Genomic DNA, 22,668 nt, shown 5'->3' with positions numbered 1-22,668 from the left:
CAGGGTTCTCGTTGCCGCGTGATCACCGGAGCACGGGAGAAGACCATGACTGACCCATTGATCGACCTCCTCTCGGTGCTCGACCTCACCGATACTCATGCCCGCACCAGCGAAGACGTATTCCTCGGCCAGAGCCAATGGTCAGCCCTCGGACGGGTGTTCGGCGGGCAGGTGCTCGCCCAATCAGTTGTCGCTGCGCAGCGCACTCTCCCCGAGGAACGCATCATTCACTCGTTGCACGGCTATTTCCTGCGCCCGGGCAACATCGAATTGCCCATCACCTTCTCGGTTGATCGCATCCACGACGGCCGCTCGTTCTCCACCCGGCGCACGCAGGCCTACCAGTCCGGTCTCCCGATCCTGTCGATGATCGCGTCATTCCAGGATTTTGATGACGGCCTCGAGCACCAGGTCGAAATGCCCACGGACCTGCCGCAGCCGGAGGATCTGCCCACCGCTGCCGAGGTGCTCGCCGGTATCGAACATCCAATCGCGAAGCAGTGGGCGATGGGTCGTCCGTTCGACATGCGGCATGTGCCCTCCCCCGTATTCCTCGCCGTCGATGGACCTCATGTCGCCCACCAGGCCGTGTGGTTTACCGCCACCGGCCGACTACCGGATGACCCCAACCTGCACCGCGCCGCGCTTGCCTACGCGAGTGATTACTCGATTCTGGAGCCGATTTTCCGCCGCCACGGGGTGGCTTGGTCAACGCCGGGACTCAAGGCCGCGAGCCTCGACCACGCCATGTGGTTTCACCGCTTCGGCCGGGTTGACGAGTGGATGCTCTATGTACAGGAATCACCCAATGCCACCGGCGGTCGTGGACTATCCCACGGGCGCATCTTCAGCCGTGAGGGCGTGTTGCTCGCCAGCGTTGCCCAGGAGGGAATGGTGCGGGTGCCACGCCGCGATTAATCACCGGCGAGAATATCCATGCGTTCCTTGAAGTACGTCTCGAGGTTTGCAAGGCCCTGATCTCCCACCCCGGCGGCCCAGCGCACCATCACTGTGCCACCACTCAGCGACAGCGGTCCGGACCCTGAAGACAGACTGCTGACATCCAGGGCAATCTGAATGACATCGAAATTCACCGCGTCGCCGAGCGCGAAACCACCGCGTGTGGCGGCAACCCGCAGCGACCGGCGATAGAGCGCCTCCGCGTTCATATACACGGTCTCGTGGGTCAGCTCGATGGCTCGGGTGATACCCCCGATGGCGAACAGCCGACTGTCCCGATCGAGAAGCAACACCCCGAGCCGCCACGCCCGCCCGACAGGATCAAGGGCTGCGGGACGTGGAATGAAACCGACGCGACGGGCCGGCCGGAGGGTCGCGATTGCTTCGTCCGGGGCGTCCATCGTTTCGAGCCGGTCGATGGTGCGCGCGAGCAGAGTACGAACAGTTGTGGTGAGTGTGTCCGGATCGATCATCCGCTCCTGCCCTCGTCGCGGGCTCATTACCCGCCTGTCAATTCTAGGAAGCAATCGATGGCGATGCATGCGGCGGGTGTTACGGATGCCTCCGAGCTCACGCATTCGATCCATCGTGGTTCCACATCGTGAGCGACACCGCACACCGAGCCCTCACGGTTCATTCCCAGTCGGTTTGGCCCGAATCGGTGCCGGGCGCGAGGGTAAGGGTGTCAGGATTTGGATCGTCACTGCCAACCTGCGAAGGAATCATCCATGACCGTACCAACGCCCCTCACCCGCCGCGCTCTCATCAGCGCCGGGAGCGCCACTATCGCCGGGGCGGGAGTACTCGCACTTGCCGCATGCAGCTCGCCCGCAACGGGGGGATCGGGAGACGGGTCGGGTTCGGCACCGAGCGCGCCCACCGCTGCGACCGGAACCGAGGTCATCAAGCTGTCCGACATTCCCGTGGGAGGCTCCAAGGTATCCAAAATCGGGGATGTCCCGGTGGTTCTTGCCCAACCCACCGCGGGCAACGTCGTTTGCTTCAATGCGGTGTGCCCGCACCAGGGGTGTGCCGTGGGCGCTGCGGGAAAGCAATACGCCTGCCCCTGCCACGGATCCAGGTTTAACGCGGAGACCGGGGCTGTGATCAACGGGCCAGCCGTAACGGGCCTGACTCCGATCAAGGTCAAGGTATCCGGGGACGCTGTTGTAACGGTCTAATCGGAGTCGGGATCGGCGGGTAGGCCCTTTCCCGTTCAGCGAGCGTACTGCGGGGTCTGGAACGGATGCTTCGGTGAAAGCCCCAGTCGGCCACACTCTCGAAAAAACCTCACCGGCGCGTGAACAGTAGCGGCGCTTCGACCAACGACTTCCACGCCGTGCGTTCCGTGGGGCTCAGTCGCCGCGGGCTCATGGTCTGTGAGTCACAGAGCACGACCCTGGTGGTCGCACGGGAGTACAACTCCGCCGGCTCCACACCGACTGGCGACCAGATCTCGAAGCACACATCGATGTCGGCACCACCGAGTCGGCCGATCCACAGTTGGATGTCGAGTGGGCTGCGGCGGTATTCGATCGTCGCGAGGTACTCGATCTCGGTGCGCGCAATGATGCTCAGAGTCGGTGACCCGAGCCGGGCATCCAGCACCGCGCTCGGCGGGCTGTCTGGGCGCTCCGATTCGTCGTCGGGAACCCACAGCGCCTTCACCCGCGCTTCTTCGAGCAGGCGCAGAATTTCGACGTTGTTCACGTGCCCGTAGGCGTCAAGATCACCCCAGCGCAGCACCGTCGGAATGTGCAGCCGTGCCACGGGCGTCAGTCCCGGGTGAGCTTGCGGTACGCCGAGCGGTGCGGTTTGGCGGCATCCGGTCCGAGGCGTTGGATCTTGTTTTCCTCGTACGACTCGAAATTGCCCTCAAACCAGTGCCAGTTACCGGGGTTCGCTTCGGTGCCTTCATAGGCAAGGATGTGCGTGGCGATGCGGTCGAGGAACCACCGATCGTGAGTGATGACCACCGCACACCCGGGAAACTCGAGCAGCGCGTTTTCGAGGCTGCCCAGCGTTTCGACGTCCAGGTCATTGGTCGGTTCGTCGAGCAGGAGCAGATTGCCGCCCTGCTTGAGAGTGAGAGCGAGGTTGAGCCGGTTGCGCTCACCACCGGAGAGTACGCCAGCCTTCTTTTGCTGGTCGGGTCCCTTGAACCCGAACTGCGACACATAGCCGCGGGACGGGATCTCGGTCTTGCCGACCTGGATGTAGTCCTGCCCATCGGACACGACCTCCCACAGAGTCTTCGTCGGGTCGATGCCACCGCGGTCCTGGTCGACGTAGGAGATGTCGACGGTCTCGCCGATCCTCAGGTCACCACCATCGAGCGGTTCGAGGCCGGTAATGGTCTTGAACAGAGTGGTCTTTCCGACTCCGTTCGGCCCGATCACACCGACGATACCGTTGCGCGGAAGAGTGAAACTCAGGCCGTTGATAAGCATGCGTCCGTCGAAGCCCTTTTCGAGCTTCTTGGCATCGATCACCTGGGCGCCGAGACGCGGACCGATCGGGATGACCAGCTCCTCGAAATCGAGCTTCCTGGTCTTCTCGGCCTCCGTTGCCATTTCCTCGTAGCGGGCAAGACGCGCCTTCGACTTGACCTGACGACCCTTCGCATTTGACCGCACCCACTCGAGTTCAGACGTCAATCGCTTGGCAAGTTTCGCGTCCTTTTTGCCCTGAACTTCGAGGCGCGCACCCTTCTTCTCGAGGTAAGTCGAGTAGTTGCCCTCATAGGGGTAGAGGTGCCCACGGTCGACCTCGGCGATCCATTCGGCCACATGGTCGAGAAAGTACCGGTCATGAGTGACGGCGAGCACGGCGCCGTGGTACTGGGCAAGATGCTGTTCGAGCCAGAGCACACTCTCGGCGTCGAGGTGGTTGGTTGGTTCGTCGAGAAGCAGCAGATCCGGCTTCTGCAGCAGCAGCTTGGTGAGCGCAACGCGGCGCTTCTCTCCACCGGAGAGGTTCGCGACCGAGGCATCCCCGGGCGGCGTGCGCAGGGCATCCATCGCCTGTTCGAGCTGGGAATCGAGGTCCCATGCATCGGCGGCGTCGATCGCCTCCTGCAGTGTGCCCATCTCGGCAAGCAGCGAATCGAAGTCGGCATCGGGGTCCGCCATCGCGGCGGAGACCTCGTTGAACCGATCGACCTTGGCCTTGATCGGGCCGACCCCCTCCTGCACGTTCTCGAGCACGGTCTTCGTCTCGTCAAGCTCTGGCTCCTGCATCAGGATGCCGACGGTGTAACCGGGACTCAGGCGCGCTTCACCGTTGCTCGGCGTGTCGAGGCCAGCCATGATCTTGAGGATCGTCGACTTACCCGCGCCGTTCGGCCCAACGACGCCGATCTTGGCACCGGGAAAGAACGACATCGTGACGTCGTCGAGGATGAGCTTGTCGCCGACCGCTTTGCGGGCGCGGACCATCGAGTATATAAATTCGGCCATGGGACAAGTTTAGGCTGGTGTGCCGGAGCCAGCTTCGCCCGGTGACGCGCTGGTCGGGGCGGCGTCTCTGAGGACACGCCGGGATCGGCACGCGGTGACTCGGCGTGTCGCGAGAATCTCCGCTCTGGGCCACCACTGTCTGCGTAACCACTGACTGCGTAACCACTGTCTGCACAACCGCTACCAGTCGATCGAGCGGGTCTTCCCAATCAGGCAGAGTCCACTCTTCAGCGCCGCTTCGACCGCGCTGCTGTAGCCGCCTCCGCCGTGTTGCCCGAGCAGGCACGAGTCACCGATCTTCACCGAGAACAGGATCGAGTCCACTTCGCCCTTGATAGAGGTCTTATCCGGGGTTACCTGCATCGCTGCTTTATCGAAACCGGCGGTGACGAGCGAGTCGATGATCGCGCGGCCATTGGCTGATGCGCCGGCCGCGAAGAGCTTTGTGTTCACCGCGTCGAACCACGGCTTGTTGGCCTGGGCAGTGCCGCCGGGAAGAAAACCCGCTACCGGGACCGGGGTCGCCGTCGCCGTCGAACGGGGACCAGCAGATGTCGAAGATGTTGGTGTCGGTGATGGTGACGTGCAGCCCACGAGCACAACTCCGAGTGCAAGAAAGCCTGCACTGACCGTGAAACGGCGAGTGGCTGGCATCCGATCGACCTCCAGTGGCTCGCCTACAGGGCGAATGCCCGGGTGAATTCTAATTCATGTGACCGCGCCGTCCTCGACTTTTCAGTTAGTGGCCGCTAACCTATTTCAATTAGCGATCGCTCACTGAAATGGATTGGTCGATGCCGACTCTGCCAAGCACAGCCCGCCCCGCGAGCGCCGAGTTTCAGGCGAACGAGGCGGCACAACGCGCGCTGGTCATCGAGTTGCGTGAGCGGCTGGCCGAGATATCTCGTGGCGGACCGGAGCGGTCACGCGACCGGCACACCGCCCGGGGCAAGCTGCTCCCCCGGGATCGCATCGACTGTCTTCTTGACCCGGGAAGTCCATTCCTCGAGGTCGCTCCCCTTGCGGCGTGGGGTATGTACGACAACGATGCTCCGGCAGCGGGGGTGATCGCCGGCATTGGCCTGGTGCGAGGTCGACACTGCATGATCGTCTGCAACGACGCCACAGTGAAGGGTGGGACCTACTATCCGCTCACCGTGAAGAAGCACCTCCGGGCGCAGGAGATCGCCGCGGAGAACCTGCTCCCCTGCATCTACCTCGTCGACTCCGGCGGTGCTTTTCTCCCTCATCAGGACGAGGTCTTCCCCGACCGTGAGGACTTCGGCCGTATCTTCTACAACCAGGCTCGGATGTCATCCCGGGGCATCCCCCAGATCGCGGCCGTGCTCGGATCAAGCACTGCCGGCGGTGCCTATGTGCCCGCGATGAGCGACGAGACCGTGATCGTGAGAAACCAGGGCACGATCTTCCTCGGCGGCCCGCCGCTGGTGAAAGCCGCAACCGGAGAGGTCGTCACTGCAGAGGATCTCGGCGGTGGCGACACCCACGCCCGCCTTTCCGGAGTGGTCGACCACCTCGCCGATAACGACCAACACGCCCTCGAGATCGTGCGGGACATCATCGGGATGCTTCCGCTCGCTGAATCCCGCCCGTATGAGTTACACCCTGTGCTGCCACCCCGAATCGACCCGCTCGAGCTCTATGGGGTCGTGCCAACGGAGCTGCAGATCCCGTACGACGCGCGGGAGATCATCGCCAGGATCATCGATGACAGCGATTTCCACGAGTTCAAGAAGAATTACGGTGAGACGCTAGTGACCGGATTCGCCCGCATCCACGGGCATCCGGTGGGAATCATCGCCAACAACGGTGTGCTGTTCAGCGAGTCTGCCCAAAAGGGCGCGCACTTCATTGAGTTGTGCGATCAGCGCAAGATCCCCCTGCTGTTCCTGCAAAATATCACCGGCTTCATGGTCGGGCGCGAGTACGAAGCGGGCGGCATAGCCAAGCACGGGGCCAAGATGGTGACCGCAGTCGCGTGCGCGCGCGTGCCAAAGCTCACCGTGGTGGTCGGCGGCTCCTTCGGCGCAGGAAACTACTCCATGGCCGGTCGCGCCTACTCGCCCCGCTTCCTCTGGATGTGGCCGGCAAGCCGTATCTCCGTCATGGGTGGACCGCAAGCGGCATCCGTGCTTGCCACCATTCGCCGCGAGCAGGTAGAGTCTGCCGGCAACATCTGGACTGAAGAGGAGGACGCCGCTTTCCGCTCCCCGATCACCGAGCAGTATGAGCGCCAGGGGAACCCCTACTATTCCACCGCGCGCCTCTGGGACGACGGCATCATTGATCCGGCCGATACCCGAACGGTGGTCGGGCTCGCCCTCGACGTGTGTTCTCACGCCCCCCTCGAGGACGTCTCCTACGGCGTCTTTCGGATGTGACCGCGATGACTTTCGTCCCCCGTTCTCCCAAAACGTCCGACACCGTGCAGTTCGACACCGTGCAGTTTGACACCGTACTCGTTGCCAATCGCGGCGAAATCGCGTGCCGAATCATCCGCACCCTTCGCTCCCTCGGCATCCGCTCGGTTGCCGTTTACAGCGATGCGGATGCCGGTGCCCGGCACGTGTCGCTCGCGGATGTTGCGGTGCGGATCGGCATCGCCAGTGCTGCCGACAGCTACCTGAACATCGCGCGCATCATCCAGGCCGCGCTCGACACGGGTGCCGGTGCCGTGCACCCCGGCTATGGATTCCTCGCCGAGAACGCGGAGTTTGCGCGTGCCTGCGCAACGGCCGACCTCGTCTTCATCGGCCCGGGTATTGAGGCCCTCGCGGTGATGGGTGACAAGATTCGTGCGAAGCGGCAGGTGAGCAATCGGGGGGTTCCCGTGGTTCCCGGCGTGGCAGATCCGAGTCTCAGCGACTCCGAACTTGCCGCCGCGGCCCTCGCACTCGGGTTTCCCCTTCTGGTGAAGCCGTCTGCCGGCGGCGGCGGCAAAGGCATGCACCTCGTCGAGACCGGGGAGCAACTCGATGAGGCCATCGTGTCGGCGCGTCGGGAAGCCCTCTCCTCGTTCGGCGACGACACGATCTTCATCGAACGATTCATCGCACGTCCCCGACATATCGAGGTGCAGGTGCTGGCCGATAACTTTGGCACCACTGTGCACCTCGGCGAGCGCGAATGCTCACTGCAGCGACGCCACCAGAAGGTGATCGAGGAGGCTCCCTCTCCTCTGCTGGACGCGGCTACCCGTGCGCGCATTGGCGAAGCCGCCTGCGAGACGGCCCGCAGCGTGGGCTATCGCGGCGCAGGCACCGTGGAATTCATCGTCTCCGCCGATGCGCCCGACGAGTTCTTCTTCATGGAGATGAACACCCGGTTGCAGGTGGAGCACCCCGTGACGGAACTCGTCACTGGTATCGACCTCGTGGAGTGGCAGCTGCGCATTGCTGCTGGCGAAGCGCTCGACTTCGGTCAGGCAGAGGTGCGTCTCACCGGGCACGCGATCGAAGCACGGATCTATGCCGAGGATCCGCGATGCGGTTTCCTACCCACCGGCGGCCGAGTGCTCGGCCTGCATGAGGCACAGGGTGAGGGCATTCGCGTAGACAGCTCTCTGACCCGGGGCCTTGAGGTCTCGGCGGATTACGACCCGATGCTCGCGAAGGTGATCGCCTGGGCACCCGACCGCGCCGGCTCCCTTGCTCGCCTTCGAGGTGCGCTCAGGCAGACAAGAGTTGTCGGCATCACAACGAACGTCGAATTCCTCGGGCTCCTTCTCGCGGATGCGGATGTCGCAGCAGGTCGACTCGACACCGAACTCATCGCGCGCCGGCTCGACACCCTCGCGTTCGCCACACCGGACGACGAGTTGTTTGCCCGCGCCGCCCTCATCCTGTTCTCCGCGAACTGGAACAGTGACGCGGAGAAACCCTGGCAGACCCATAACGGATGGAGGATCGGAGCCCCCGCTCCGAGCATGTTCCGTCTGATGGTGGATGGTACGGATTCTGAGGTACCTGTGGCGGTGTGGGGAACACCCCAACGGGCGACGGTCAGCGTGGCCGGACGGAGCACTCTCAACGCTACTGTCGAGCACGCTGAGACAGGGGGCGGCTCTGTCGCCCGAACAACGATCAGCAACCGATCGGTGCAATCGCACTGGTGCCTCTCGAACGACATCCTGCACCTGGTCGAAGATGGGCTTTCCTGGGCCATCCGTACTAGTACCAAAGCTCCACGTCTGCTGGCGAACAGCGTGTCGATGCCCGAACTGCGCTCCCCGATGCCCGGCGCGGTCGTCGCAATCCATGTGCAGGATGGCGACGAAGTCGACGAGGGTGCGGCCATCATCGTGGTGGAAGCCATGAAAATGGAACACCTACTTCGAGCAACGACTGCGGGGCGGGTGGAGTTGCAGGTGACTGTGGGAACACAGGTCACCCGCGATCAAGTGCTCGCGACCGTGGTGCCGCTCGATGTTGACTGAGCAGATCTAAAACGGCGCCTCTTCGCCCTGCACAGCCGCACCGACGAGATCGCCGTCAAGATCGGAATCCGCTTTTTCCGGCAACCCGGGCGTTGCGGTCGGCCAGCCGTTGTCGATGGATGACGCACTCACCGCATCGCTCCTCTGGTTCGCATCAGATGGATCGGGGACAACAGCATCCGTCTCCACCCGCGTCGCCGTATCGATTGCCGCGGTCGACATGCTGCGGGTAAATGACGTTGTACCCCAGGTGAGGTCGTGGCCGATCGAATCCGCATCGATCTCGATGGATGTACCGACCTTGTCGCCAGCAGCCCAATCGCGGATGCGCAGGCGGCCGGTGACAAGCACCCGCTCGCCCTTCTTGATCGAGCAGGTCGTATTCAGGGCAAGTTGGCGAAAGGTGGTGACGGTGTACCAGTTGGTTCCGTTGTCGACCCACTGGTTGCGGGAGCGGTCGAAACGCCGCTGAGTTGAGGCCAGCCGAAAGCTGGTGATGGGAAGCCCCTCGCCGGTAACGAGGTGATTCGGGACGGTGGCTACGAAGCCGGTGAGCGTAATGGTGTCGGTCATGCGGCAAGTGTGTTCTCACCTCGTGGATCGATGACCGGGACCGGCAAGAACCGGGGATAATCGACCGTCATTCCGAGATGTGGAGGACCTGCCGTGCACATGCTGCGCCTCATACTCGCGAAGGGCGCTTATTCCCTCGTGAGTTGATGATTCTCCAACCAGAGATAAGATCACCAAATACCGTGATTAAGCGATCGCCGTGGGAGGAACCCAGTGACCGACACCGAGCCAGTCAAGAAGTCGCCCTTCCCCAAATGGGAACAAGACGCACGAGACTCCATTCGTGCCTCAATCCGCCGTTTTACTCGGCCTTTGCAAGACATCGTTGCAAGAGACGCAAATGAGGGCGACACCAGGCTCATCGTCACTGATTTTCTTTGCGAGGGGCTCGGCTACGACAAATTCGACGACTTGACCACAGAATTTGCTGTTCGTGGAGAATTTGCTGACTACGGGGTGCGGATAGAAAAACAACTTGTTGCATTCATCGAGGTGAAGCGCGCGGCTCAGAAGCTGAACGTACGGCACCTGCGCCAAGTCGAGACCTATGCGGTCAAAGAGGGGCTCGAGTGGATCATGCTCACCAACGGTCAGGTCTGGCAGGCCTACCATGTGTATGCCAAGACCGGTCAGCAAGTAGCGACCCACCTCGCGCTCGAGGTTGACCTACTCGGGGAAGAGCCGATCGCACACAAAATCGAAGGGCTCTTTTACCTTCACCGCGCTGCCCTGAAGCGCGGTCTGATCGATGATCTGTGGAGGAGGAAGGCGGCAACTTCGGCGGCATCTCTTGCGGAAGTACTCGTCACCCCACCGGTCCTCGAAGCGGTGAGAAAAGAGATTCGGCGGACGAGCGGATACAACCCTGAGCCTGCCGACCTCGAAAGAATAATTCGAAATGAAGTTGTTCGCGCCGAGCTAGTTGTAAAGAACTAACCAAGCTCAGACCGCGGTCAAGGAAACAACGCTCGAGTGATCGGGGTTGTCTCACCCGTTTCGCTGACCGCTGATGCGGGGAGAACAGAGCCTCAGAGGTAGGTGTGGAGGAGTTGCCACTCGCCCCGCGGCGCGTCATAGAGCACATCGAACATGCGCGAATCACCAATATCCGAGGTTCCCTGGAAACGCCAACCGAGCGGCATCGCGCCCGGATGGGTGATTGCTGCGTAGTCGACATCAAGAGGTGTCGGGGTGTCAGTCACGGTATAGCGGCAACCCGCCCAGACGAAATGTTCGGGAATTCCCTCGGCACCGGTCCATACGGTCACCGTCGCGCCAACGAGCGTCATGTTCTCTACCTCCGACATTCGAAACTTTGTTCGATAGTCGACAGTAATCCACGCTGGCGCGACACGCCAAGCGACAGCCCCCGGAAAGTCGAAGAGTCAGTGCTCGCGAAACTCCGGCCACTCCGAGCCCGGCAGCAGGCTCGCATGCAGCGCACTCTTGGCGACGTCCAGCGTGGGATAGATGCCCCGGAAGCCTTCGTCAGTCATCAATTTGAAAGTGAAACCGCCCTGCACGCTGTGCACGGACCCCAGCGCGCCAGCCGGGCCCATTGCCACCCAGCGGTTGCCTGTCAAAACGTGGATATCGGACGCTGATTGACTTGTGTTGCTCATCATTGAGCTCCTTTTTTTTTCGTACTCACCGAACCATGAAGGCAGTAATAGCCTAGGTGTGTGCGCGGTGAACGTCACCACGATGCGCCGTCAAAATGATGAATCTGGGGAGAAAACTGGTGCCCTCTGCCACCCGACTCGGAGTGGTTTTCGACTACGTCGACGACTTCGCCACGAATGCATCCGAGATCACCGAATTCGAGCGGGTAGGCGTGGATCTGGTCACCGTGGCGGAGGCCTACTCCTTTGATGCGGTGAGCCAGCTCGGGTACCTCGCCGCCATCACGAAGACCATGACCCTCGCCTCCGGCATCCTCCCGATCTTTTCCCGGACCCCCGCGCTGCTCGCGATGACGGCTGCGGGGCTGGACTCAGTATCCCGTGGCCGATTCGAGCTCGGGATCGGGTCATCCGGAGCGCAGGTGATCGAAGGATTCCACGGCGTGCCATTCAGCGCGCCGCTCGGCCGCATTCGAGAGAATGTGGAGATTTGCCGGGCAATCTGGCGACGCGAGCGCCTGGACTTCCACGGCTCGCACTACACGATCCCGCTGCCAGCGGATCAGGGCCGCGGTCTCGGCAAGCCCCTCAAAATCATCAATCAGCCGGTGCGCGACGCGATCCCCATATCGATCGCCGCGCTCACATCGAAGGCGGTTGCACAGGCCTCCGAGATTGCGAACGGGTGGCTTCCACTGTTCTATCTGCCGGAGAAAGCGGATGCCGCGTGGGGCACGTCCCTTGCGCTCGGCAGGTCTCGGCGCTCCCCCGATCTCGGGAAACTCGACGTGATCGCGCAGGTGCCGTTCTACCTCGGGGATCATGCGGACCACGCTCTGGAGGCATACCGGCGCAACGTCGCCCTCTACGTCGGCGGCATGGGTGCCCCCGGTGCGAATTTCTACAACGATCTTGCTGCTGGCTACGGCTTTGCCGATGAGGCAGCAGCCGTGCAGGAGCTCTACCTCACGGGACGCAAGAGCGAAGCCGCTGCAGCCCTGCCGGAGCAACTCGTTCATGGCACAGCGCTCATCGGCACCGAGAGTGAAGTGCGCCAGCGCGTGGGTGCACTGCTCGCCTCCGGAGTCACCACCATCTCGGTGAAACCGCTCGCGCCGTCCCGATCAGGGCGTATCGAGCAACTCGAAGCCCTCCGCGCCATCCTGAGTTAGCAGAGTTCCGGCTCAGGAGGGCGTGGGCCAGTGCAGTCCCCGGCCATAAGCATTGTGAAACGGCGCGAGCAGCTTAAAACGGCGCGAGCAGCGTGAGACGGCGCTAGAACGAGCCGGTTCCGGCTGGCGCTCAGGTCGCGAGAACGTATTCCGCGAAGGACTTTCGGATCTTGTTCACCTTGGGCAGCGCCACTGCCATGCAGTAACCCTGGCTCGGATTCTTCGCGAAGAAGTCTTGGTGATATCCCTCGGCTTCGTACCAGATGCCGAGTTGCGAGATCTGGGTAACGAGTCCCCCATCCCAGTATTCGAATGCCCGCTCGCGAGCGGTCTCGAACTGAGCTTTTTGCGCGTCATCCGTGTAAAACATCTCGGAGCGGTACTGGGTGCCGACATCGTTGCCTTGCCGGTTGAGCTGGCGCGGGTCGTGCAGGGAGAAGAAGACATCGAGGATCACATCGGCAGGAATGATTTCGGGGTCGAAGGTGACCTCAACAGCCTCGGCATGGCCGGTCATGCCGCTGCATACCGAGTCGTAGTCCGGGTTCTTTGTCGCTCCGCCGGTGTAACCCGAGACGACATCACTCACACCGCTGAGGGTGCGGTACACCGCGTCGAGACACCAGAAACAGCCACCGGCGAGAACGAATGTTTGCATGCGAGAAGCCTACTTTCCACTTGGGGGATGGCGCGTCATCGCCTTTCATTGCAACGCGCTGCCGCCCAGTGCAATTCCCTACTCACAGCCGCCTCTAGGCTTGCCAGATGACCTATGTCGCCAATGCAGATCGCTACCGTTCCGTCGATTACCATCGCGTCGGTCGCAGCGGGCTCAAGCTCCCCGCCATCTCCCTCGGGCTGTGGAACAACTTCGGGTTCGATCGCCCGATCGACACGCAGCGAGCAATCCTGCGCCGCGCCTTCGACCTCGGCGTCACCCATTTCGACCTCGCAAACAACTACGGTCCTCCGGCGGGGAGCGCCGAAACAAACTTCGGCCGCATCTTCGCAGATGATTTCCGCCCGCACCGTGACGAGCTCATCGTCTCCACCAAAGCCGGCTACGACATGTGGGACGGCCCCTACGGTGAATGGGGATCGCGCAAATATCTGCTGTCATCGCTCGACGCGAGCCTGAGCCGGATGGGTCTGGATTACGTGGATATTTTTTACTCCCACCGTCCCGACCCGGAGACTCCGATCGAGGAAACGATGGGCGCACTTGCAACCGCCGTCACCTCGGGTCGTGCGCTCTACGCCGGCATTTCGAACTACAACACCGAGCAGACCATCGCCGCCCACCACGCTCTCGCCGAGCACAAGATCCCTCTGCTGATCCACCAGCCGCGTTTCAACATGTTTGATCGCCATATCGAGACCGAGGGTCTTCTGCCGGTCCTGGATGAATTAGGCGTGGGAAGCATCGTCTTCTCTCCACTCGCGCAGGGCATGCTCACCGACCGTTACCTCACGGGGATACCGGTGGATTCCCGGGCGGCCGAGGGCCGCTGGATCAACTCGGACAACATCAGCGAGGTCTACCTCACGCGTGCCAACGCCCTCAATGAGATCGCGCAAGGTCGCAACCAGTCTCTGGCGCAGCTCGCGCTGACCTGGGTACTGCGTCATCCGCAGGTCACCTCTGCACTTATTGGGGCATCGAGTGTCGTGCAGCTGGAAAATAACATTGCCGCCCTCGACAGTGAGCCGCTCACCGCCGATGAAATTGCAGCAATCGAACCTTTCGCGGTGCACGGTACAAGCGACAGATAATCGAGCGGATGTCGGTGGCCCGACCTAGCGTTGAAACAGTTAAACAACTCCTCCAAAGACAACCGGGCCGGCTGATTCAAGGATCACGCATGACTACTCTCGCTTTCATCGGCACAGGCACCGTCGGCACAGGCTCCGTCGGCACCGGCTCCCCTGGCACGCAGGCCATCATCCGCCCCGGACTGAATCTCGTGCAATTGCACAACGAGTTGTGGAGGGTGACCCGGCCGTGCGGAGAAGTTCTCGGCTATATCGAACGGTTTGCGGTGCACGCCGGAGTTCGATTCCGCGCCAAGCGATTCATCGCCCGCCAGCGTCGATTCGTCGAGGTGGGCGAATTCTGGAGGATGGATGACGCAGTGGACTGTTTCGGCTTCTGACCGGGGTGCCCGCGGCGGGTGTTCCGCACGGTCGTCGTGCGCACGCCCGGCCAGCCGGTTGAACATTGCCGCGAGTTGGCCCAAATTGTCGCCAGGCACCAGTTGCGGACTCGCCACAGCGAGTTGGCGAATGTCGCCTGCGGTCGGGTTAAAGTTCGAGGCATGCAATGGTGGACCGATTTCCTCGACTGGCTCAACTCTGACAGCGGTGGGCGCATCGTCACGACGGCGATCGTCCCGTTCGTCGCAATCATCGTCGCGGGCATCATCGCGGCCCTAATCGGGCGTGCTTCAGCACGCAAGGTGGTCGAACTGAGCGAGCGGCAGGTGCGGGCATCCGCCGTGACAGCACTCATCAGCGCCGCCCGCAAGGCGGCTGTGTGGAACACACTGTCGCCGCCGGAACAGCAGCACATCGATCATCTGATTGGCGATGCCGAGATCCGGCTACGCCTACTACCGATTGCGGGAGCAGCGCTCGCGGCTGATTGGTCGCGCCATGAGCTCGCAGGGATGAAGCGCAACGCCATCTCCTTCAGCTTCCAGGCCGAGCAGTCCCTTCTCGTCTTTCGAGATCGGCTGATCGAGTGGCAGGCGCGCCCGAGCCGCGCCAAGAAGTTGTTCAAGAACGACGTTGACTCCTGGGCCTTTGACACCTCAGACAATGAACAGGAACTTGTACACCAGCAGCAAAAATGGGCCGCTCAGCAAGTAACCGGAACTCAGGAAGTCGGCACAGAGCCAGTCGGCACAGAGCCAGTCGGCACAGGGCGAGTCAACACAGGAGCGCCCGCCACTGTCGCAACTGTCCCATTCACCCGCCCGCCGTCCCCCGCTCCGATGCTGGCTCCGCCGGTGGAGTCCACCGCAGCCGTGAGTGCAGCGTCAGGTCTCACGGTGGACCGCCTGATCGCTCCCCCGGCTGCCGAGGCCTTGTCGCCCGACAGCGCGGCTGATGACAGCGTGGCTGCTGCACCATCCCCCGCCGAGACTGGCGCCACAAAGGCCTAGCCGCGGCGGGCGGGTAAGCGCTAAGCGGATGACTGCTGAGGGCTGAGCAGGTTCGGGCCGATGCGGGGTCCCCCCGGAGGGATTCGAACCCCCGACCAAGTGGGTAGAAACCACACGCTCTTCCGCTGAGCTACGGGGGGAGGACGATCCCCAGATTACTACGCAGTCGGGATCCGCCCCGCTGCTGCAGCACCGCGCACCAGTTCTCGCCTGACCCTTGCCCGACGGGTCTGAGGCAGTGTCCGCAGCACTGCAGCCTTCATGATGCTGAGTCTGCACCAGCTGCACAGATAGCGCTAGGGACACAGGCGAATTCCAAGCTGGCCGAGACACACCGCTGGCGCAAGGATGATCGGTTCGGTCAGGGTTGCCCGATCGCCACGGGAGCATCTGCCGGGGTCGCAGGTTCCCGCGGCGCCGCGTGCGTGTGCACCCGGCGGTGCGAGGGCCACCAGAAGAAGTCCTTCGTGATGAACACCATCGCGGGCACGAGAACGGTACGCACCACCAGCGTGTCAAAGAGCACTCCGATACAGACGATTACGCCGATCTGGGTAAGGGCAACCACGGGAAGCACTCCGAGCACCGCAAACACTGCCGCGAGCAGGATGCCAGCGCTGGTGATCACCGCCCCCGTCGATGACAGCGCGCGGATCATCCCTTCCGAGGTGCCGTGCAGCACGCGTTCCTCACGTGCCCGGGTGGTGAGAAAGATGTTGTAATCCACACCGAGTGCCACCAGGAAAAGGAACGCGAACAGGATGACGTTGGTGTTGAAGGCGGGAAAACCGAGAACCTGCGTGAATAGCAAATTCGCAGCACCAAGGCTCGCAAAGAAGGTGGCAAGCACACTCGCAATCAGCAGCACTGGCGCGATTAGCGAGCGAAGCAAGATGGCGAGGATCACAAACACGATCGCGAGGATGATCGGGATGATCAGATCTTGATCTCGCTGTGACGTCGTGAGGTTGTCGAGCGCCGTGGCATCCCGGCCTCCGACAATGGTCGAGCCAACGGCTCCCGATTCATCGGCGTAGGCGGCACGCAACTGACTGATCGTCCCAAATGCCGCATCGCTGCCCGGGGCGCTGGTGAGCGAGACGGTGAGTTGGGTGAGTCCGTTGGCGCTCTCTCCCGCGGTAACGGAGTCGACCCCACGGGTATTTTTGGCGATTGTCGTGGCGTCGGCCGCAACATCATCCGGAGTGAGCACGGTCGTCTGGCTGGTGAGCCCGGCAGAGAAGGACTTATCGACAATCTTCTGGGCCACAACGGACTCGGGATTACCGAGCAGTTGCTCGGTCTGCGACAGCCCGACCGAGAAGCCGGACAGCCCAAGGCTCAATACCCCGATGACGGCAACGGAGACTGCGGTGATGACGACGGGACGGCGTGCGACCCCGCGCCCTAGTCGGGTCCAAAAACCAGCCTTCGTTACAGCGGATGTGTCACGCACCCGTGGCACGAAGGGCCAGAAGAGTCCTCGTCCACACACCACGAGCGATGCAGGCAACACGACAAGCGCGAAGAGGATGGCCACGACCACACCGATCGCGCAGGCGAATCCGAGTGCACGGTTTCCAGCCAACTCCGCGAAGAGCAGGGTGATGAGGCTGAGTGCGACCGTGCCACCACTTGCCGCAATCGCCGGACCTGCACTCTTCACAGCGGTGAGCATCGCAAGTGATCGGTCCTCGATCTTCAGAAGCTCCTCACGGTACCGCGCGACGAGCAGCAGGGCATAGTTCGTGCCGGCCCCGAAGACCAGCACCGAGAGGATGCCACTGACCGAAGCATCCAGAGCGATTCCAAACGGCTTGGCGAGGGCAGAGACCACGGCACCGGCGAGACCATCAGCAGCACCAACGACCGCCAGCGGCACGATCCACAACACGGGGCTGCGATAGGTGACGATCAGCAGAACGGCAACCACGAGCACCGTGACCAGGAGCAGCTTGAAATCGGCGCCGGCGAACGCGTTGGTGATGTCAGCCTGGAATCCGACGCCGCCGGTGAGATAACTGTCGAGTCCGGTTGGCAGGTTCGCCGCCGCGGCAGTGCGCAGCGACTGAGCGGTGCCGGAGACATCCGTATCCACGGACTTCGTGCTGAGCGGCACGACCGAAATGGCAGCCGTGCCATCCTTACTGAACTGTGGGGTGGTCGCGCGTGGCGCGGTCGACAACTCGCCGAGGGCCGTGGTGCGGTCGGTGATGGCGGTGCGATCGGCAGCGGTGAGCGGGGAATCGCCACGGCTCCAGACCAGGATCGCCGCCGTCTGCTCGGCGGAAGGAAACTTCGCGAGCGCAGCGTCCACCTGCGCTGCTTGGCTGGACGTGGGGAGCCCGGTGCTCGGGAATTCTTCACCGGCATTTTTCGGCAGGAGGGAGAAGAGCAACCCGACCGCCACAATCGTTCCGACCAGCACGATCCAGGCCGTCCGTCGGCCGCTGATGAAACGCCAGATCGCCGTCACAATTCCTCCAAGTTGTTTGGTAACTAGTTTCTTTAGCTACAACATCGTCTAGCATGTCGGTTATGGATGAATCGCGCAAGTCCAGCACGCCGGGAGTTCTGGCCTCCGCCACAGCTGGCGCTAGCGGCGCCGGGTCAGCCTCCTCCGGCTACATCGCCGAGCAGCTTCGTGAGATCGCATCGCTGTCGGCCAAGTTTCAGAAGCACGTCGGAAAGTCACTCTCGGTCAACGACACCGACCTTTTGGCGATGGAGCACCTCATGACGAATGAACCGCTCACCCCCACCGACCTCGCCCGCCACCTCGGTATCTCGACCGCGGCGGCCACCGTGATGGTCGACCGACTCACCGCGGTTGGCCACGTTCATCGAGAACCACATGCCCACGATCGCCGCAAGGTCGTCGTTGTGCCGACACCGGCGTCGGTCCAGGCGGCTTTCGCAACGCTCGCCCCGATGTTCTCGGGGGTGGCACAACTCACCGCAGAACTCAGTGAGTCAGATCGTGCGGTGGTGACCCAGTTTCTTTCCGAGGTGATCGGCGTGCTCCGTGGAGCCATTCCCGTGCCGAACCAAGTGAATACCTAGACCGTTTTAGCCAAGGCCACCAGCACCTGATCGAGGCTCGGGGCTCCCTCGGCGCGAAACACCTCTGTGCCCTCCGCATCGAGCACAATCACAGTCGGGGTCGAGCGGATGCCAGCCCGCTCAGCCTCGTCCGCGTAAGCCGCGACGTCCAGCTCCGCTATTTTCAGCGCGGGGAGAAGCTTCGATGCCTGGTCCAGCACCATGCGGGTCTGGATACACGGGTCGCAAAATGACGAGGAAAAGTACAGAACCTGCATGGATCGGCGACTGCGCGTTGCGCTACTGCCGGTCGCCGCGATCTTCCGGGTCGTCGAAGGGTTCGCTGTCCTTCGCGTCGTAGGCGTAGTTCGCGTGATACTTGCCACCCACCTCGATGAAGTCGACGAGGTTGTAATCGGTGAGAGTTTCTTTGCCGCCTATCGCGGTAAGCACCGTGATCTCGGTATCGAAATTGCCATCCGTGGAAATTCGGGTATCCATCTGCCCGTCATTGGGACCGCCCCGGTAGATGACGATGTATTCGTCGCCGTGAGAAAGGGTCGGTTGCGCGTCAGTCATGCTCAATTAGTATCACGGCCGGGTGACAACTCAGTAGAACGAGACAATCGCCGCACCAGTGGAGGCCGCCGCGATGAGGTACGCGATGCCCACAATCACCCGATGGACGCTAAGAAACCGCGTCGCCTTGCCTGCGGCATCCCGCGCCCGGGCATCGCGAGCGACCCGACGATAAAAAGTTGGCCAGACAACAACGGCGAATGCGGCGTTGACGAGAAGCAGGATCGCGAGGGTGGGAGTCACAGTCCTCAGCCTACGGTTGCGCGAATGGCCGGGCGGGGTTGAGGTTGCGCAGTCGAGAGCGGATCAGGAGCTGCGGATGCGGCGCGGCGCGGCGCGGGCTCTCGTCTTCTGGCGCACCCTCTCGATGCCGTACTACGTCGCCGGAGGATGCGTGCTCATCGCCGCGATCATCGTGGACTCAGGGGTTCGCGCTCTTGGCCGCGTGAACAATGGGCCGCGTGAACAATGGGCCGGAGTCACTGCTCGAGGAGGCCCAGTCAATCGGCGTTGGCGAACTCGCCTGATAGCCCACGGCTCCCGGTGCGGCCCCGAGCCGCCGGTATCAGTGCCCAACGGTAGAATTCACGGATGTCAGCAAACACCGACCGCCTCGTCTGGATCGACTGCGAAATGACCGGCCTCGACGTGAGCATCGACGAGCTTGTCGAAGTCGCCGTCGTCGTCACCGACTTCGACCTCAACCTGATCGACCCCGGCTTCGAGATCGTGATCAAACCCGATCAGGCCGCATGGGACAACATGGGTGAGTTCGTGCGCGACATGCACACTAAGTCTGGGCTTATCGACGCCATCCCCAATGGCGTGAGCCTGGCCGACGCCGAATTCGCGGTGATCGAGTACATCCTCAAATTCATCCCTGCCGAGCAGCACGCCCCACTCGCCGGTAACACCATCGGCACCGATCGCACCTTCCTGGCCAAATACATGCCGCGCGTAGAGAATCATTTGCACTACCGCAATGTCGATGTCTCGTCGATCAAGGAACTCTCCCGACGCTGGTTCCCCCGCGTGTACTTCAATGCTCCGGCTAAGAATGGCGGGCATCGGGCACTCGCCGACATTCTCGAGTCGATCCGCGAGCTCGATTACTACCGCAAGGCCGTGTTTGTCGGCGAACCCGGCCCCACCACCGACGACCTACAAGCGATCTCCGGATCCGTCGTCGAGAAGTTTCTGCCGCACCTCTCCTAGCCCTTCGCTGAACCCGAATGACCGGTCCGAAGTGTCAACTTCGCAGGGTCAACGGAACGAAGAACCTGCGAAGGTGACACCCGGGGGTGAGCGCGGGCCACGCTCGCGGCGACCCGGCCCTGCTGCGATAAAACTTCCCGGGTTGTAATATGCTTTACGGGTTGTGTCGGTCGCGAATCATCGTGGGCGGCACGCATGGTGGTCGTAGCTCAGTTGGTAGAGCGCTGGCTTGTGGAGCCGGATGTCGCGGGTTCGAGCCCCGTCGGTCACCCAGGGAGTTGCAGGGCGTGCAGCACAGAATGGCCTCGTGTTTACGCGAGGCCATTCTGCATGTGTGAGGGTTGATCTATGAGCGATGTTCTCGAGCAGACCGAGTTGGTCGAGTCGACCATGCTCGACTCGCCCTGGGTCACCATCGTGTGGAACGATCCGGTCAACCTCATGAACTACGTGTCGTGGGTGTTCCGCAGCTACTTCGGGTTCTCTCGGGCTGAAGCAGACGTGAGAATGCTGCAGGTGCACCACGACGGACGCGCGGTCGTTGCCATCGGCGGCCGCGAGGAGATGGAGCGGCACGTGGAGGCTATGCACGACTTCGGGCTGTGGGCCACCCTCGCCAAGGCAGACGCGTGACGGCCCCGGGAACAGGCACACGCGTGAGGGCCACGACATGAAAGCCTTCCGCCGCTCTCGTCACCAGTTCGTCGCAGTATTCAGTGCGGATGAGGCCGGAACACTGTCGCTGCTCGCCTCCCAGCTTTCCGACCTGCTCGAGAACCGGTCCTCGTATGACAGCGATCCCGCGCTGCTGCGCTTGCTTCCTGACGCCTACCCGGATGACGCCGAGGCATCCGCAGAATTCCGCCGGTTCACCGCGGACGACCTCGCCGTGCGCAAGAGCGCCAACGCCCGCCGGATCGTGGCAGATCTGGCGCCTGCCATCGGAGTGACATCAGCCACGGTGGTGAAGGTGGATGCGCAGGCAGCCCAGGCCTGGGTGCGGTCGCTCACGGACATCCGGCTGACAATCGCGGCCAGACTCGGTATCGAGACCGACGACGATGTGGAATCAGGGGATGCTGTCGTGCGCGATCTGTACGACTGGCTCGGCTTTGTGCAGGGTTCGCTCGTCGAATGCTTGGATCGCTGATGCAGACACTCAACTCGGAGGAGTTCGAGAAGCTGGTGGTCGCCGAACTCGACCTGCTGCCCGATGAGATGGTCGACGGGCTCGAGAACGTAGTATTCGTGACCGAGGATCGTCCAGAAGACGGATCGCTCGACCTCCTCGGTCTCTACGACGGCGTCGACCTCACCCGCCGCGACAACTACGGGTTCGGGGAATTACCGGACCGCATCATCCTCTACCGGGAACCGCTGCTCTCCATCGCGAAAGACCTCGAGGACCTGAAGGATCAGATCCACGTTACTCTCGTGCACGAGATCGCGCACTACTTTGGCATCGACGACGACGAACTGCACGACCTCGGGTGGGGCTGAGGCTTAGAGCACACTCTTCGGGAGTCGGTGCAGCGTCACCGCCCCGACGGCGGTGAATGGATGGAGTGGGTCTGGTGCCACCGCACCGGTGGGGCCGCCGAGCCGTGAATGGCCCACCGCGCTCAGCACGGCATAGGCATCGCCTCGGTCCCAGAGCAGATCGTCGACCAGAAAGCCGAAGAGGTCTTCATAGCCACGACGGATGCTTTCCTGCACCGGCTCCCCCAGGCCGACGAAGATCCACTCGTCTGCGGTTTCGATGCGGGGGGCGCGCAGGGTCATGCCCGGCACGAGTTCGATACTGACGACCGCGATACCCTCTGCCTCGATCGCGACGAACGATGACTCGCCCTCGGCCATGATGGCGTGGATGTCACCAATCGACAGCAGTGCGCCCTCGGTCATCACCGGCAGATAGACGATCGAACCGGGGCGCACCTCCGTGACATCCATGTTGCCGCCCTGTGGATAGGAGGGCAAGAGTGTGGAGTTCGAGCCCTCGGCGGGCGCCGTGCCGATGCACCCGATCATGGGAAGTGGAGCGAATACATGCCGATCGGTCACGTGCACACCGTCGGCATCGATCGGTATCTGGCGGGTGAACATCTCCGCCCCCATCACGTGCTGAAGCGCGCCTGATCCCGGGATACTCACCGACCATCCGTAGTCCTTCAGCCGGATCTCGTGGATGGTGACCTTGAGCGCGTCGCCGGGCAGTGCCCCCTCGACCCAGACCGGCCCCGTCACCGGATTGATCTGCGCCGTGAGTCGTGACATGTCGTGGTGCTCGTGGAGCTGGGCATAGACGGCGTCACTCGTCTCGAAGCCAATCCGCTCACCGGTGCCCGGTGCAATACGCAGGGCAGGTGGAGTGGACGCCGAGAAGCCGGGCTGGCCGTGGCTCTTATCGAGAAAGTGTTCCATGGC

Annotated in this window: 27 protein-coding genes and 2 tRNA genes; 15 read left to right on the top strand and 14 right to left on the bottom strand. The window is 62.5% G+C overall.

From position 1 onward, the window contains the following. The first annotated feature begins 45 nt into the window (after positions 1 to 45). Complete coding sequence (locus IWX88_RS03900) at positions 46 to 918, top strand: acyl-CoA thioesterase II (protein WP_196827344.1); 873 nt, start codon at positions 46 to 48, stop codon at positions 916 to 918. Here IWX88_RS03900 and IWX88_RS03895 read toward each other — a convergent pair. Beyond that, complete coding sequence (locus IWX88_RS03895) at positions 915 to 1,460, bottom strand: hypothetical protein (protein WP_196827342.1); 546 nt, start codon at positions 1,458 to 1,460, stop codon at positions 915 to 917. The genes IWX88_RS03900 and IWX88_RS03895 overlap by 4 nt on opposite strands. A 228-nt stretch (positions 1,461 to 1,688) precedes the next feature. Between IWX88_RS03895 and IWX88_RS03890 the strand changes: the two genes are divergently transcribed. Further along, on the top strand, positions 1,689 to 2,141 hold the full coding sequence (locus IWX88_RS03890) for a ubiquinol-cytochrome c reductase iron-sulfur subunit (protein WP_196827340.1): 453 nt from the start codon (positions 1,689 to 1,691) through the stop codon (positions 2,139 to 2,141). 109 nt (positions 2,142 to 2,250) lie between these two features. On the opposite strand, the gene IWX88_RS03885 is transcribed toward IWX88_RS03890, so the two are convergent. The 3 genes from IWX88_RS03885 to IWX88_RS03875 form a co-directional block, all read right to left on the bottom strand. After that, complete coding sequence (locus IWX88_RS03885; protein WP_196827338.1) at positions 2,251 to 2,730, bottom strand: thioesterase family protein; 480 nt, start codon at positions 2,728 to 2,730, stop codon at positions 2,251 to 2,253. A gap of 5 nt (positions 2,731 to 2,735) precedes the next feature. Further along, positions 2,736 to 4,418, bottom strand: a complete 1,683-nt coding sequence (gene ettA, locus IWX88_RS03880; protein WP_196827336.1) for an energy-dependent translational throttle protein EttA — start codon at positions 4,416 to 4,418, stop codon at positions 2,736 to 2,738. Positions 4,419 to 4,598: 180 nt separating this feature from the next. Next, positions 4,599 to 5,072: a hypothetical protein gene (locus tag IWX88_RS03875; RefSeq protein ID WP_196827334.1), complete on the bottom strand. Its 474-nt coding sequence runs from the start codon at positions 5,070 to 5,072 to the stop codon at positions 4,599 to 4,601. Positions 5,073 to 5,212: 140 nt separating this feature from the next. Between IWX88_RS03875 and IWX88_RS03870 the strand changes: the two genes are divergently transcribed. Together IWX88_RS03870 and IWX88_RS03865 are read left to right on the top strand one after the other, a co-directional pair. Then, on the top strand, positions 5,213 to 6,820 hold the full coding sequence (locus IWX88_RS03870; RefSeq protein ID WP_196827332.1) for a carboxyl transferase domain-containing protein: 1,608 nt from the start codon (positions 5,213 to 5,215) through the stop codon (positions 6,818 to 6,820). Between the two features lie 5 nt (positions 6,821 to 6,825). Further along, positions 6,826 to 8,874 carry a biotin carboxylase N-terminal domain-containing protein gene (locus IWX88_RS03865; RefSeq protein WP_196827330.1) on the top strand — a complete coding sequence of 683 codons (2,049 nt, stop codon included), beginning with the start codon at positions 6,826 to 6,828 and terminating at the stop codon, positions 8,872 to 8,874. A gap of 6 nt (positions 8,875 to 8,880) precedes the next feature. Here the strand turns inward: IWX88_RS03865 and IWX88_RS03860 are convergent, their stop codons facing one another. Then, complete coding sequence (locus tag IWX88_RS03860; protein ID WP_196827328.1) at positions 8,881 to 9,447, bottom strand: single-stranded DNA-binding protein; 567 nt, start codon at positions 9,445 to 9,447, stop codon at positions 8,881 to 8,883. 213 nt (positions 9,448 to 9,660) lie between these two features. Here IWX88_RS03860 and IWX88_RS03855 point away from each other — a divergent pair, with 213 nt between their 5' ends. Next, the gene (locus IWX88_RS03855; RefSeq protein ID WP_196827326.1) at positions 9,661 to 10,383 is read left to right on the top strand and encodes a type I restriction enzyme HsdR N-terminal domain-containing protein; all 723 of its coding nucleotides are present in this window, start codon (positions 9,661 to 9,663) and stop codon (positions 10,381 to 10,383) included. A 92-nt stretch (positions 10,384 to 10,475) separates the two neighbouring features. Here the strand turns inward: IWX88_RS03855 and IWX88_RS03850 are convergent, their stop codons facing one another. After that, positions 10,476 to 10,736, bottom strand: coding sequence for a hypothetical protein (locus IWX88_RS03850; RefSeq protein ID WP_196827324.1), 261 nt, complete (start codon positions 10,734 to 10,736; stop codon positions 10,476 to 10,478). A 96-nt stretch (positions 10,737 to 10,832) separates the two neighbouring features. Next, on the bottom strand, positions 10,833 to 11,072 hold the full coding sequence (locus IWX88_RS03845) for a methyltransferase (RefSeq protein ID WP_231368752.1): 240 nt from the start codon (positions 11,070 to 11,072) through the stop codon (positions 10,833 to 10,835). Positions 11,073 to 11,188: 116 nt separating this feature from the next. Between IWX88_RS03845 and IWX88_RS03840 the strand changes: the two genes are divergently transcribed. Further along, the gene (locus IWX88_RS03840) at positions 11,189 to 12,241 is read left to right on the top strand and encodes an LLM class F420-dependent oxidoreductase (protein ID WP_370568156.1); all 1,053 of its coding nucleotides are present in this window, start codon (positions 11,189 to 11,191) and stop codon (positions 12,239 to 12,241) included. Positions 12,242 to 12,371: 130 nt separating this feature from the next. Here the strand turns inward: IWX88_RS03840 and msrA are convergent, their stop codons facing one another. Continuing rightward, entirely contained in the window at positions 12,372 to 12,899 is a 528-nt protein-coding gene (msrA, locus tag IWX88_RS03835; RefSeq protein ID WP_196827322.1) for a peptide-methionine (S)-S-oxide reductase MsrA, read from the bottom strand. A gap of 107 nt (positions 12,900 to 13,006) precedes the next feature. Between msrA and IWX88_RS03830 the strand changes: the two genes are divergently transcribed. From IWX88_RS03830 to IWX88_RS03820, 3 genes are all read left to right on the top strand, one after another. Beyond that, the gene (locus IWX88_RS03830; RefSeq protein ID WP_196827320.1) at positions 13,007 to 14,014 is read left to right on the top strand and encodes an aldo/keto reductase; all 1,008 of its coding nucleotides are present in this window, start codon (positions 13,007 to 13,009) and stop codon (positions 14,012 to 14,014) included. A gap of 89 nt (positions 14,015 to 14,103) precedes the next feature. Beyond that, a complete protein-coding gene (locus tag IWX88_RS03825) occupies positions 14,104 to 14,394 on the top strand; it encodes a hypothetical protein (protein WP_231368751.1) in 291 nt (96 codons plus the stop codon). A 162-nt stretch (positions 14,395 to 14,556) separates the two neighbouring features. Then, the gene (locus IWX88_RS03820) at positions 14,557 to 15,405 is read left to right on the top strand and encodes a hypothetical protein (RefSeq protein ID WP_196827318.1); all 849 of its coding nucleotides are present in this window, start codon (positions 14,557 to 14,559) and stop codon (positions 15,403 to 15,405) included. 68 nt (positions 15,406 to 15,473) lie between these two features. Here the strand turns inward: IWX88_RS03820 and IWX88_RS03815 are convergent. Together IWX88_RS03815 and IWX88_RS03810 are read right to left on the bottom strand one after the other, a co-directional pair. Then, positions 15,474 to 15,545 (bottom strand) — tRNA-Arg (locus tag IWX88_RS03815). A 221-nt stretch (positions 15,546 to 15,766) separates the two neighbouring features. Then, entirely contained in the window at positions 15,767 to 17,881 is a 2,115-nt protein-coding gene (locus IWX88_RS03810; RefSeq protein WP_196827316.1) for an MMPL family transporter, read from the bottom strand. A gap of 62 nt (positions 17,882 to 17,943) precedes the next feature. Between IWX88_RS03810 and IWX88_RS03805 the strand changes: the two genes are divergently transcribed. After that, positions 17,944 to 18,468 (top strand): MarR family winged helix-turn-helix transcriptional regulator, encoded by a 525-nt coding sequence (locus IWX88_RS03805; protein WP_196827314.1) that lies wholly within the window; start codon positions 17,944 to 17,946, stop codon positions 18,466 to 18,468. Here IWX88_RS03805 and IWX88_RS03800 read toward each other — a convergent pair. Genes IWX88_RS03800 through IWX88_RS03790 form a run of 3 tightly spaced genes read right to left on the bottom strand, consistent with a single transcriptional unit; the run spans position 18,465 to position 19,269 of the window. After that, a complete protein-coding gene (locus tag IWX88_RS03800; RefSeq protein ID WP_196827312.1) occupies positions 18,465 to 18,725 on the bottom strand; it encodes a co-chaperone YbbN in 261 nt (86 codons plus the stop codon). The genes IWX88_RS03805 and IWX88_RS03800 overlap by 4 nt on opposite strands. A gap of 22 nt (positions 18,726 to 18,747) precedes the next feature. Next, on the bottom strand, positions 18,748 to 19,026 hold the full coding sequence (locus IWX88_RS03795) for an oligoribonuclease (protein ID WP_196827310.1): 279 nt from the start codon (positions 19,024 to 19,026) through the stop codon (positions 18,748 to 18,750). 30 nt (positions 19,027 to 19,056) lie between these two features. Then, positions 19,057 to 19,269, bottom strand: coding sequence for an SCO4848 family membrane protein (locus tag IWX88_RS03790; RefSeq protein WP_196827308.1), 213 nt, complete (start codon positions 19,267 to 19,269; stop codon positions 19,057 to 19,059). Between the two features lie 348 nt (positions 19,270 to 19,617). On the opposite strand from IWX88_RS03790, the gene orn reads away from it, so the two are divergent. The 5 genes from orn to IWX88_RS03765 all read left to right on the top strand — a co-directional run bounded on the left by orn (position 19,618) and on the right by IWX88_RS03765 (position 21,741). Then, a complete protein-coding gene (gene orn, locus IWX88_RS03785) occupies positions 19,618 to 20,241 on the top strand; it encodes an oligoribonuclease (protein ID WP_196827306.1) in 624 nt (207 codons plus the stop codon). A gap of 198 nt (positions 20,242 to 20,439) precedes the next feature. Then, positions 20,440 to 20,512 (top strand) — tRNA-His (locus tag IWX88_RS03780). Between the two features lie 119 nt (positions 20,513 to 20,631). Continuing rightward, positions 20,632 to 20,874: an ATP-dependent Clp protease adapter ClpS gene (gene clpS / locus IWX88_RS03775; protein ID WP_370568177.1), complete on the top strand. Its 243-nt coding sequence runs from the start codon at positions 20,632 to 20,634 to the stop codon at positions 20,872 to 20,874. A gap of 37 nt (positions 20,875 to 20,911) precedes the next feature. Beyond that, a complete protein-coding gene (locus IWX88_RS03770; RefSeq protein WP_196827302.1) occupies positions 20,912 to 21,391 on the top strand; it encodes a DUF2017 domain-containing protein in 480 nt (159 codons plus the stop codon). Beyond that, positions 21,391 to 21,741: a metallopeptidase family protein gene (locus IWX88_RS03765; protein WP_196827300.1), complete on the top strand. Its 351-nt coding sequence runs from the start codon at positions 21,391 to 21,393 to the stop codon at positions 21,739 to 21,741. The genes IWX88_RS03770 and IWX88_RS03765 overlap by 1 nt, the downstream gene beginning before the upstream one ends. Before the next feature lie 3 nt (positions 21,742 to 21,744). On the opposite strand, the gene IWX88_RS03760 is transcribed toward IWX88_RS03765, so the two are convergent. Then, entirely contained in the window at positions 21,745 to 22,665 is a 921-nt protein-coding gene (locus tag IWX88_RS03760) for an acetamidase/formamidase family protein (protein ID WP_196827298.1), read from the bottom strand. Positions 22,666 to 22,668: the final 3 nt, after the last annotated feature.

This window comes from Frigoribacterium sp. CG_9.8 (assembly GCF_015751965.1).
Taxonomy (GTDB): Bacteria; Actinomycetota; Actinomycetes; order Actinomycetales; family Microbacteriaceae; genus Lacisediminihabitans.
The sequence above is the reverse complement of the archived record's forward strand: the minus strand, read 5'-3'. Positions and strand labels throughout refer to the sequence as shown.

Coding starts and splice junctions, on each gene's coding strand:
- IWX88_RS03805 (WP_196827314.1), top strand. CDS start 17,944: ATGGATGAATCGCGCAAGTCCAGCACGCCGGGAGTTCTGGCCTCCGCC.
- IWX88_RS03870 (WP_196827332.1), top strand. CDS start 5,213: ATGCCGACTCTGCCAAGCACAGCCCGCCCCGCGAGCGCCGAGTTTCAG.
- IWX88_RS03860 (WP_196827328.1), bottom strand. CDS start 9,447: ATGACCGACACCATTACGCTCACCGGCTTCGTAGCCACCGTCCCGAAT.
- IWX88_RS03825 (WP_231368751.1), top strand. CDS start 14,104: ATGACTACTCTCGCTTTCATCGGCACAGGCACCGTCGGCACAGGCTCC.
- IWX88_RS03820 (WP_196827318.1), top strand. CDS start 14,557: ATGCAATGGTGGACCGATTTCCTCGACTGGCTCAACTCTGACAGCGGT.
- IWX88_RS03865 (WP_196827330.1), top strand. CDS start 6,826: ATGACTTTCGTCCCCCGTTCTCCCAAAACGTCCGACACCGTGCAGTTC.
- IWX88_RS03875 (WP_196827334.1), bottom strand. CDS start 5,072: ATGCCAGCCACTCGCCGTTTCACGGTCAGTGCAGGCTTTCTTGCACTC.
- IWX88_RS03765 (WP_196827300.1), top strand. CDS start 21,391: ATGCAGACACTCAACTCGGAGGAGTTCGAGAAGCTGGTGGTCGCCGAA.
- ettA (WP_196827336.1), bottom strand. CDS start 4,418: ATGGCCGAATTTATATACTCGATGGTCCGCGCCCGCAAAGCGGTCGGC.
- IWX88_RS03845 (WP_231368752.1), bottom strand. CDS start 11,072: ATGATGAGCAACACAAGTCAATCAGCGTCCGATATCCACGTTTTGACA.
- IWX88_RS03770 (WP_196827302.1), top strand. CDS start 20,912: ATGAAAGCCTTCCGCCGCTCTCGTCACCAGTTCGTCGCAGTATTCAGT.
- orn (WP_196827306.1), top strand. CDS start 19,618: ATGTCAGCAAACACCGACCGCCTCGTCTGGATCGACTGCGAAATGACC.
- IWX88_RS03800 (WP_196827312.1), bottom strand. CDS start 18,725: ATGCAGGTTCTGTACTTTTCCTCGTCATTTTGCGACCCGTGTATCCAG.
- IWX88_RS03895 (WP_196827342.1), bottom strand. CDS start 1,460: ATGAGCCCGCGACGAGGGCAGGAGCGGATGATCGATCCGGACACACTC.
- IWX88_RS03900 (WP_196827344.1), top strand. CDS start 46: ATGACTGACCCATTGATCGACCTCCTCTCGGTGCTCGACCTCACCGAT.
- IWX88_RS03795 (WP_196827310.1), bottom strand. CDS start 19,026: ATGACTGACGCGCAACCGACCCTTTCTCACGGCGACGAATACATCGTC.
- IWX88_RS03850 (WP_196827324.1), bottom strand. CDS start 10,736: ATGACGCTCGTTGGCGCGACGGTGACCGTATGGACCGGTGCCGAGGGA.
- IWX88_RS03890 (WP_196827340.1), top strand. CDS start 1,689: ATGACCGTACCAACGCCCCTCACCCGCCGCGCTCTCATCAGCGCCGGG.
- IWX88_RS03760 (WP_196827298.1), bottom strand. CDS start 22,665: ATGGAACACTTTCTCGATAAGAGCCACGGCCAGCCCGGCTTCTCGGCG.
- msrA (WP_196827322.1), bottom strand. CDS start 12,899: ATGCAAACATTCGTTCTCGCCGGTGGCTGTTTCTGGTGTCTCGACGCG.
- clpS (WP_370568177.1), top strand. CDS start 20,632: ATGCTCGACTCGCCCTGGGTCACCATCGTGTGGAACGATCCGGTCAAC.
- IWX88_RS03830 (WP_196827320.1), top strand. CDS start 13,007: ATGACCTATGTCGCCAATGCAGATCGCTACCGTTCCGTCGATTACCAT.